This is a genomic window from Nonomuraea sp. NPDC049784, from assembly GCF_040659615.1.
Taxonomy (GTDB): Bacteria; Actinomycetota; Actinomycetes; order Streptosporangiales; family Streptosporangiaceae; genus Nonomuraea.
On the sequence record NZ_JBFAMX010001259.1, the window covers coordinates 1 to 1213 of the forward strand.

Genomic DNA, 1213 nt, shown 5'->3' on the forward strand with positions numbered 1-1213 from the left:
GGTGACGGTGCGGATGCGCGGCGAGTCGTGCGAGTCGAGCAGCTGCCAGGAGTGCACGAGCGTGCGCCATGACAGGTGCGACGCGAACGACCTGAACGTGGCAAGCGTGGCCAGCCCGTCACGCGCCGGCACACCGCCCGGCACGCCGAGGAAGTGGTCCAGGTCCAGCTCGGACCCGCGCAGCCAGGCCCAGACGGGACGAGTGAAGCCGCCGTAGTTCATGGTGCCGTGCCAGCCGTCGCGGTCGAGGTCGGGCGAGGCGTCGTGGTTGTGCTCGGCGATGAACGCGGCCTCGGGGCCGAGCTCGGCCCGCAGCATGGCGGCGACCTCGTGGTTGTGGTCGTCGGCGCCACGCCTGCCGGTCATGTTGGCCACGTCCACGCGCCAGCCGTCGAGCGGCCCCAGCCACTTCTTCAGCACCGCGCGCATGCTGGAGCGGACGAGCTCGCTGCCCCAGTTGAGCTTGGGCAGCGTCTTGACGCCCCACCAGGACTCGTAGTCGCCGGTGTCGCGGTCGAAGTAGAACATCTCGCGTTCGACCGCGTTCACGTCGGACACGGCCGCGGTGAACCATTCGTGCGTGTCGCCGCAGTGGTTGGTGGTGATGTCGCCGAGCAGCCGCATGCCGCGCGCGTGCAGCGCGCCCGACAGCCGGTGCAGGGCCTCGTCGCCGCCGAGCAGCGGGTCGATGCGCTCGAACGTGGAGGCGTCGTAGCGGTGGTTGGAGCGGGCGGGGAAGATCGGCGTCAGGTAGACGGTGTCGGCGCCGAGGCTCTGGATGTGGTCGAGCCGCTGGACGATGCCGTCGAGGTCGCCGCCGTAGAACTGCTGGGAGGTGCCGGGCCCGCTGGGGATGACCGGGTCGCGGTCCCAGTCACGCGGCAGCGCCCAGCCGGGCAGGTCGCGCGAGCCGGCCGGGAGGGGCCTCGATCGGTCGAACCGGTCGGGGAAGATCTGGTAGACGATCGCGTCCGACATCCACGAGGGCGGCGTCTGGTGGCACACGAGGCGGAAGTCGCTCGCGTCGGTCACGTCGTGCGTGACGAGCCCGGCCGCGGTCAGCCACGCCTGGCCGCCCTCCCTGTGGAGCAGGAAGCGGTACGGCGTGACGGGGTTGACCGCGGTGATCTCGGCCCGCCACCAGACGTCCGTGCCGCCGTATCCGCCGACGTCCCGCCGCGACGGGTCCGGCGCCGCCTCGGCGTAGCGCGGC

General features: G+C 72.0%; 1 protein-coding gene. It reads right to left on the reverse strand.

Annotation, left to right across the window (positions count from 1 at the left end; genetic code table 11):
* Positions 1 to 1213 (reverse strand): alpha-amylase family glycosyl hydrolase (locus tag AB0J09_RS65230; RefSeq protein ID WP_360714581.1); only part of this gene is annotated, 1213 nt, incomplete at both ends.